Origin of the sequence: Rhizobium nepotum 39/7, from assembly GCF_000949865.1 — a bacterium.
GTDB classification, from domain to species: Bacteria; Pseudomonadota; Alphaproteobacteria; order Rhizobiales; family Rhizobiaceae; genus Agrobacterium; species Agrobacterium nepotum.
On sequence record NZ_JWJH01000029.1, the window covers coordinates 21,651 to 29,240 of the forward strand.

At 58.4% G+C, this 7,590-nt stretch carries 7 protein-coding genes and 1 pseudogene; 5 read left to right on the forward strand and 3 right to left on the reverse strand.

The features are described 5' to 3' along the window. Window positions 1-44 precede the first annotated feature (44 nt). Both catC and RS75_RS22385 read right to left on the reverse strand, forming a co-directional pair. Complete coding sequence (gene catC, locus RS75_RS22380) at window positions 45-335, reverse strand: muconolactone Delta-isomerase (protein WP_003521927.1); 291 nt, start codon at window positions 333-335, stop codon at window positions 45-47. A gap of 4 nt (window positions 336-339) precedes the next feature. Beyond that, entirely contained in the window at window positions 340-1,491 is a 1,152-nt protein-coding gene (locus RS75_RS22385; protein ID WP_045024612.1) for a muconate/chloromuconate family cycloisomerase, read from the reverse strand. A gap of 94 nt (window positions 1,492-1,585) precedes the next feature. Between RS75_RS22385 and RS75_RS22390 the strand changes: the two genes are divergently transcribed. Further along, window positions 1,586-2,518: a LysR family transcriptional regulator gene (locus RS75_RS22390; protein WP_045024614.1), complete on the forward strand. Its 933-nt coding sequence runs from the start codon at window positions 1,586-1,588 to the stop codon at window positions 2,516-2,518. Between the two features lie 693 nt (window positions 2,519-3,211). Here RS75_RS22390 and RS75_RS25925 read toward each other — a convergent pair. Next, on the reverse strand, window positions 3,212-3,736 hold the full coding sequence (locus RS75_RS25925; RefSeq protein ID WP_052679736.1) for an aminotransferase class III-fold pyridoxal phosphate-dependent enzyme: 525 nt from the start codon (window positions 3,734-3,736) through the stop codon (window positions 3,212-3,214). A gap of 340 nt (window positions 3,737-4,076) precedes the next feature. On the opposite strand from RS75_RS25925, the gene RS75_RS26960 reads away from it, so the two are divergent. The 4 genes and pseudogenes from RS75_RS26960 to RS75_RS22420 form a co-directional block, all read left to right on the forward strand. Beyond that, window positions 4,077-4,484: a substrate-binding domain-containing protein gene (locus RS75_RS26960; protein ID WP_045024598.1), complete on the forward strand. Its 408-nt coding sequence runs from the start codon at window positions 4,077-4,079 to the stop codon at window positions 4,482-4,484. A gap of 290 nt (window positions 4,485-4,774) precedes the next feature. Then, window positions 4,775-6,313, forward strand: coding sequence for an ABC transporter substrate-binding protein (locus tag RS75_RS22410; protein ID WP_045024600.1), 1,539 nt, complete (start codon window positions 4,775-4,777; stop codon window positions 6,311-6,313). Beyond that, complete coding sequence (locus RS75_RS22415; protein ID WP_045024601.1) at window positions 6,310-7,227, forward strand: ABC transporter permease; 918 nt, start codon at window positions 6,310-6,312, stop codon at window positions 7,225-7,227. Before RS75_RS22410 ends, RS75_RS22415 begins: the two co-directional genes overlap by 4 nt. A gap of 11 nt (window positions 7,228-7,238) precedes the next feature. After that, window positions 7,239-7,590: pseudogene (locus tag RS75_RS22420) on the forward strand (ABC transporter permease); the annotation flags it as partial.

Consider the following 7,590-nt stretch of genomic DNA (forward strand, 5'->3'; position numbering starts at 1 on the left):
AAGCTATGCGGTTCCTGTCCTCCCGGGCACCGCCGCTGATGGCACTAGGTATCATCGTCGCGGATGGCGGAGGGATGCCGCAGCAGCGGCGTCACCTCGATGTCCATGAACTTGAACAACGGCAGGCCGGACAAAATCTCATGCAGCTCCGCGTTGTCGTTCACGTCGAGGACGCTGTAGTTCGCGTACTCGCCGGCGATGCGCCAGATGTGCCGCCACTTGCCGCTGCGCTGCAGTTCCTGCGAATAGGCCTTTTCCCGTGCAATGATCTCCGCCGTTTCCTCCGAGGGCAGATCATGGGGAATGCGCACATTCATTCGTACATGAAACAGCATAATCTCACCCCACCACGCGCAAGGTCGAAGCGTGCTTGCCATCCCTGCGGAAACGATTGATGGCTTCCCCGGCGAGCGTCACTCCGAGCCCGGGACCCTTTGGCAATTGCAGCTCGAAGTTCTCGAAGCGAAGCGGCTCCTCCAGGATTTCTTCGGTCAGAAGCAGGGGACCGAAGAACTCGGTACCCCATTCCAGTTCCTTGACGCCTGCCATCAGCTGAGATGCCGCGACGGTGCCGATCGGCCCCTCCAGCATGGTGCCGCCATAGACGCTGACGCCCGCAGCTTCCGCAATCGCGATCACCCGGGCGGCAGCAAACAGCCCTCCCGCTTGCTCGATCTTGATTGAGAACACGTCGGCCGCCCGTGCAGTCGCCGCCTCGAGCGCGCTTTCAGGTCCAACCAGAACTTCGTCGGCCATGATGGCGATCGGGGACGTCCGCCGCAGACGGGCGAGCGGTGCGATCCCCTGCACCGGTTGTTCGACCAGTACGCAGCCGGCGTCGGCCAGAGCCTGGATTGCGTTACGCGCCTCCCGCTCCCGCCACGCCATGTTTACGTCGACCCGGATGGTGGCCAAGTCCGGCAGTGCCTTGCGGATTGAGCTGACATGGCGGATATCATCTTCAATCGATTTTACGCCGATCTTCAGCTTGAAATCCTTGTGCCGCCGCCGATCGAGCATAGCTTGCGCCTCATCGATGTCCTTGGCAGTGTCGCCGGAGGCAAGCGTCCAGGCGACCGGCAGGCTGTCGCGGCGGCGCCCACCGAGCAGTTCCGACATCGGCAGACCGAGGCGGCGCGCATGGCAATCGAGCAGGGCGGCCTCGACCGCGCATTTAGCGAAGTGATTTCCCTTTACGGATTTGGCGACGAGATCCATCGCAGCCTGGATGCGCGTCGCGTCACGGCCGATCAGCAGTGGCGCGATATACTCGTCGATCGTCAATTTCATGCCTTCTGGACTTTCCGGCCCATAGGCGAGACCGCCGATCGTTGTACCCTCTCCGAGCCCCTCGAAGCCGTCGGAGCAGCGAACGCGGACGATCGTCATGCTCTGCCGGTTCATGGTCACCATCGACAGTCGATGGGGTCGAATGGTGGGCAGATCGAGTATAATCGTCTCGATTGCGCTGACGCGGATTTCCGTAGACACCAAGCTTCCTCCCTTGATTACGAGGAAATTAGCGTTCACTTTGAAATCAGTCCAAAACTATAAAAGTTGGTTTTAATACCTGAAAGGTATAATGATGGAACTGAGGCAGCTGCGCTATTTTCTTGCTGTCGCGCGCGCGCGAAACTTCTCGCGTGCCGCGGACATTCTGCATATCGCGCAGCCGCCCCTCAGCCGGCAGATTCAGCAATTGGAAGACGAACTGGGCGTTCTGCTAATCGACCGGTCGAACCGCCCTTTCGATCTGACCGAGGCCGGCCGCTTCTTCTACGAACAGGCCGGACAGATCATTGCCCGGACAGAGCACATGCGAGAGCAGACGCGCAAAATCGGCTTGTCCAAACGGGAGCGCTACGTCATCGGCTGTGTTGGCTCGACCCTTTATGGCGGCATGCCGGACCTCGTTCGCCGCATGCACCGGCGCTGGCCGGAACTCGACATCGAGATCCGCGAAATGATGTCGACCGAGCAGGTCATCGCTCTCAAGGAGAGGCAGATCGATCTCGGCTTCGGCAGGGTTCGCTTCAACGACAGGGAGGTGGAGAGGTTGACGCTTCGAGAGGAACGACTGGTCGTTGCTTTTCCCAAGGGACATCCGAAATCGCTTTCCTCGGATCCCATCGCACTTGCCGAACTGGAGGGTGAACCGCTCATCGTCTATCCATCGGCCCCGCGTCCGAGCTTTGCAGACGAAATCCTCAACATGTTGACCGAGCAAGGCATTTCTCCTGGCAGCGTGGAAGAGGTACGTGAAATCCAGACCGCTTTGGGTATCGTAGCGGCCGGGGTGAGCTTGTGCATCATTCCCGCGGCGTCGCAGCGGCAAAGACCCGACGACGTGTGCTACCGCACCATAAAGGACGAGAACGCCACCTCGCCGGTCATCATGAGTTTCAGGCGCGACGATGCGAAGGGGAGGATCGAAGAGATCAAGCAACTCATTCGCGAGATGTACGCCGACAACCCGCCTTGGCTACAACTCTCCAACGTACAACTCGACGGGGCCTGAGGTTTGCCCTGCCTTACTGATTATGTGAGGGCTGCGAACTGCGTCGCGAAGGCATAGTTACTCTCACTGCGGCTTTTTCTTGGGGCTACCCTCATGGGACCGGGCTTCTGCCTGAGTTCCTGAACGATTTTCTCATTGTCACTGGCGTGTTGGTTTTCTATCAGAGCCCTGACACGGGCGTAGAATGGCCGTGACGTCAAGTTTCCGGCTGCTACTAGACGCTCTGTGTTGATGTCCAGTTTCGCACGCAACCTTTCAGCTTGGCCCTCGAGCCGCCGGAAGCCAGCTGAGCCACGGAGAAGCCACGGGGTCGATTCATCCAGAGGAAAATCGCTGAAAAAAATGCGGATTTGAATCTGAAGCCATCGTCACGCGCTCCCGGCGGACTCGTCGTGTTCATGGAATTGCCACTTTAGCCTTGCCCCAGAGTCCCAGTATCCCAAGACTATGCTTCAAGTCCATTTCGACCCGGAATGATCCCCATGGCAATGGCGAGGCGAACCCGTTGTAGCAAGCCGTTTGCAGAATGCCCCGCGTGGTTGGATCTGGTGTCGCTCCGTCATGGATAGTCAGATCGACGCCGATGAAAAGGCCGATGCCTCTTATCCCGCCTATTCGGTCACAACGGTTTTTCGATTCCAAAAGGCGCGCAAGGAAATGGTCTCCCACTATGCGGGCACTCTCGATCAGTCCTTAGTCCGCCATGACGTCGAGTACCGCCAGTCCCGCAGCGGCCGCTACCGGATTACCGCCGAATGTGTTGAAGTAGCCCGTATCGCCGAAGCGCGACAGATGATCGGGCCGCGTTACGACGCCGTCCATTGGAAAGCCGTTCCCCATCGGTTTGCCCATCGTCACGATATCGGGAAGCACGCCGTGGCGCGAAAATCCCCACATGCCCGCACCGGTTCGTCCGAAACCTGGTTGAACTTCATCGGCAATGAACATCCCGCCCGCCTTGCGAACCGCTTCGACCGCAGGCGATAGAAAGCCGGCGGGATCAGCATAGATGCCATCACTCGAAAAGATCGAATCGACGATCAGGGCCGCAATAGTAATGCCATTTTCCTGCAAGTCGGCGATGGCGGCCTCAACGGAAGCTCTGAAAGCATCGCCAACGGAGGCACTATCGCTACCTGTGGGCGCGGGTACTGTGCGCACGAATGCGGCGGGCCCCATCTCCGCAGCGATGATGGTCGCGCCCTTACCCGCTGCCACCGCTGCCTGACACCTACGATGCGGCGCTGTTTCGCACAACGGCGAAAGAGCTTGGCTATCACCCGCTCACGTTGCCTGCCTCGAATGCTTCGCAGCCTCGGGCCCTGCGGATTCTGTGGTCGCTACAGCTGTCTGAACTATTCCAAGGCGTCACCGCAGACCTGCGTCCTCGATGCGCTGAAGCGGTTGTCGAACTTCGAGTACAAGGCGAGGTGCGAAGTCTCCAAGATCGAAAAAGCCACCGACGGCAAGACGGCGACGGGTGTCACCTATTTCCTTGGACACATGATCTTTACAGCCTCGGGTCTGTACGATCTCAACTCGGTCTGGGCCGGGGTTCATGCTGATGATGATCGGCTTCGGGGTCTATTCTGCGGTCGACTATATCGAACGCAAACTGCGGCCATGGAAAGAAAAATCGAATCACACGGGTCTTGATGTCCGAACCATTCCACTCTCGAGCTCATCAGCGGTAACTACAATGAAAGAATTACTGAAACGAATTCTCCTGGCAGGCTGTGGCCTTGCTATCGCCCCAGTGCCGCCTGCCGGGGACCAGAAACAGAAACAGGTCGTCGTCTCGCAGCTCTTCCAATCGGTGATGTTTCTACCACTCTATGTGGTGCTGGATCGCGGCTTTTTCGAAAAGCAGGGGTTGGCGATGACCAAACAAACGTCGGGCTCGCCGAATGCATTGCTGTCCGCAGCTATTGCTACCCCAAGGATGCGCTCTTCAACGGCCCGGTAAGTCGTGCTGCAGCTCCACAACCCTTCCCTTCCGTAAACTGACATTTCCGGCGACGGGCGGCTGATGGTTCATTAATTTATTTAATTCGATAGTTTTAGTAGTTTATTGCTCGGATCACGCCTCTCACGCCTCTATAAAACAGACAATTCTGTACGATTTTCGTCGTTTCGTTACCAGGCGAATTCTTAATTTGTAACAGTGGCTTGAACGATCGCAAGCCGTCCGGATTTGAAGCCGCCGCCCAAGCCCTGAGATGGTCACGGTGTCGGGAAGCTTGAGAGGGATTTGTAATGCAGTCAACGCGTCGTACTTTCGTCAAACTATCGGTAAGCGGGGTCTTTCTGCCAGTTGCCGCGGCGGTTGGCCTTTCGCGCGCACCGAACGCGTTCGCAGCCGACCAAAAGGTTCTCTCAATAGCTCAGGGCAACGACATTCTGTCGCTTGATCCGGCCGATCATGGCAACAACAGCACGGAATCGGCGCTCGTCAATATCTACGATTATTTGGTAACGAAGGACTTTTCCGGCGAAACACTGGTCTTCACCCCGAACCTTGCGAAGTCGTGGTCGACCGACGACCAGGTGCGCTGGCTTTTCAACCTCCGCGATGACGTTCACTGGCACGACGGGCGTAAGTTCACCGCTAACGACGTGAAGTTCACCATTGAGCGGACACAGGGCGACCCTAAGCTGAAAAGCACGAGTAAGTTTTCTTCCGTGAAAGGCGTGAAGGTCATCGACGACCATACGCTAGAAATCGAGACGAACTATCCGAACCCGCTGCTGCTCCACGCTTTTGTCGGCAATGGCGCCGGCATTCTGCCTAAGCAGGCTTTCGAAGCGGCAGGCGACAAGGAAGCATTCTTCCACAATCCGGTCGGCACCGGGCCTTACAGGTTCAAGGAATGGCGCAAGGCTGACCGGTTGGTTCTGGAGAAAAATGCCAACTGGTGGGGCGGCCAGCCGAAATGGGATGCTGTCATCATCCGCGCCATTCCCGAAACGGCGACACGCGTTTCGGAGTTCATCACCGGTGGCGTCGACATCGCGGTGAATATTCCGCCAGAGGACATCGAGCGCATCAAGGCCAATCAGGGTACTCGCATTATCTCCTTCGATATTGCCCGTAATCTTGCGCTGCATGTCCGCACCGGCGAAAAATGGGTGACGCACGATCCGCGTGTCCGGGAGGCGATCGATCTTGCCATCGATCGTGAGACCATTGCCAAGCAGGTGGTCAATGGTTACGGCTCGCCGACGCGCGGCTTCTTCCCGAATAAGATTCCCGGTTCGAACCCGGCGTTGAGTGCCGGCCTGACTTATGATCCGGAAAAGGCCCGTGCATTGCTGCGGGAGGCCGGCCAGGATGGCGCGACAATCAAGCTCAGCACGCCCAGTGGCCGCTACGTCAAGGACCGCGAAATCTCCGAGGCCGTCATTGGCTATCTCGAAGATGCCGGTTTTCGTCCGCAGCTCGAGGTTCTCGACTGGACCATCTACAACAGCCGCCTGACCGCGGACGGTTTCGGTGAACTCTACCTGTGGGGCATGGGTTCCTACACCGACGGTTCCTCGCTGTTCCAGGAAGAGTTCAAGCGCCATTACGAATGGGCCGATGCCGAGTTCAACAGCCTACGGGAAAAAGTCCGCAATGCGTGCAACGAGGACGAGCGACTTGCGATCCTGCGCCGGGCGCAGGAAATCGTCGCCGACCAGCGCGTCCGTATCGGCCTGATCTATCCGCAGTCGATCTATGGCGTGAATGACCGCGTAAAATTCGGCGGTCGTTTCGACGAGATGATCTTTGCCGAGGATGTGGTTCCGGCATGAACTTGCGTTATTTGCAGCGTTCGCTGGTTCAGATCGTTCCGGTCCTCTATATTGTCTCGCTGATCGTCTTCATCCTCGTCTATCTGACGGGAGACCCTTCAGCGCTGCTGGTGCCAGAGGATGCAACCGAAGCAGACCGGCTGGCGCTGGTGGCGGCGTGGGGTCTCGATCGGCCATGGTACGTGCAATACCTGGTTTATATGCGCAACATATTAAGCGGCGATTTCGGCGTCTCCTACCGTTATGGGACAGAGGCGCTGCCCATCGTGCTGGAGCGCATTCCTGCGACACTGCTGCTGACCGCCGGCGCACTGGTTGTGGCCATCGCCATTGCTGTGCCCAGCGGCATCATCGCAGCGCTGAAGCACGATACCGCTTCAGACGTCATCGTGTCCGGCATTTCGGTTCTCGGAAAGGCCATGCCGACGTTTTGGGTCGGCATCATGCTGGTGTTGGTCTTCGGTGTCTGGCTGCGCGTCCTTCCTGTATCAGGCGGGGGCAGCTTTGCGCATCTCATCTTGCCCGCGGTAACACTTGGAACCGGCTTTGCGGCGGATCTCACCAAGCTCATACGCGCCAGCATGCTGGAGGTGCTTGGCCGCGACTACGTCCGCACGGCGCGGGCCAAAGGCATCCCCGAACGAGTGATCGTGTTCAAGCACGTCCTGCGCAACGCCCTCATTCCAGCGCTGACCATGACCTCGCTGCATGTGATCGCTCTTCTGGGCGGGGCACTTGTCACCGAAACGGTGTTCGCCTGGCCCGGGCTCGGCCTGCTCGTCGTCAACGCAATCTATACCAAAGACATGGCGGTTATCCAGATCGCGGTCTTCGTCATTACGCTGATGACGCTCCTCATCAACTTCGCGACCGATCTGCTCTACCGAGCGATCGACCCACGTGTCAAGCTTTAGGGTGCGGACCGATGGCCTTTCAAAACACCGCCGGCTTCAAGACGCCCCGAGACGGGACCGCCGCCGCACTGCGCTCGCTCCTGACTAGCCGTAACGGCTCTGTCGGTGTCCTAATTCTCGGGATGATAGTCCTTGCGGCGCTTTTTGCAAATTATCTGCCGCTGCCCAGCCCGCGCCAGCGTAATCTCAACTTGAAATTCGTGCCGCCGATCTGGGCGGATGGGGGATTGTCCGGTCATTGGCTCGGCACGGACGGTCAGGGGCGGGACGTTCTCGCACGCGTCATCTACGGTGCGAGAACGTCGCTCATCGTCGGTCTTGCAGCGGTGGCATTTTCCGGCGTCATCGGCCTGGTGCTGGGGC

Excerpts from the sequence above, each read along its gene's own strand:
- catC (WP_003521927.1), bottom strand. The coding sequence starts at position 335 with ATGCTGTTTCATGTACGAATGAATGTGCGCATTCCCCATGATCTGCCC.
- RS75_RS22390 (WP_045024614.1), top strand. The coding sequence starts at position 1,586 with ATGGAACTGAGGCAGCTGCGCTATTTTCTTGCTGTCGCGCGCGCGCGA.
- RS75_RS26960 (WP_045024598.1), top strand. The coding sequence starts at position 4,077 with ATGCTGATGATGATCGGCTTCGGGGTCTATTCTGCGGTCGACTATATC.
- RS75_RS22410 (WP_045024600.1), top strand. The coding sequence starts at position 4,775 with ATGCAGTCAACGCGTCGTACTTTCGTCAAACTATCGGTAAGCGGGGTC.
- RS75_RS22415 (WP_045024601.1), top strand. The coding sequence starts at position 6,310 with ATGAACTTGCGTTATTTGCAGCGTTCGCTGGTTCAGATCGTTCCGGTC.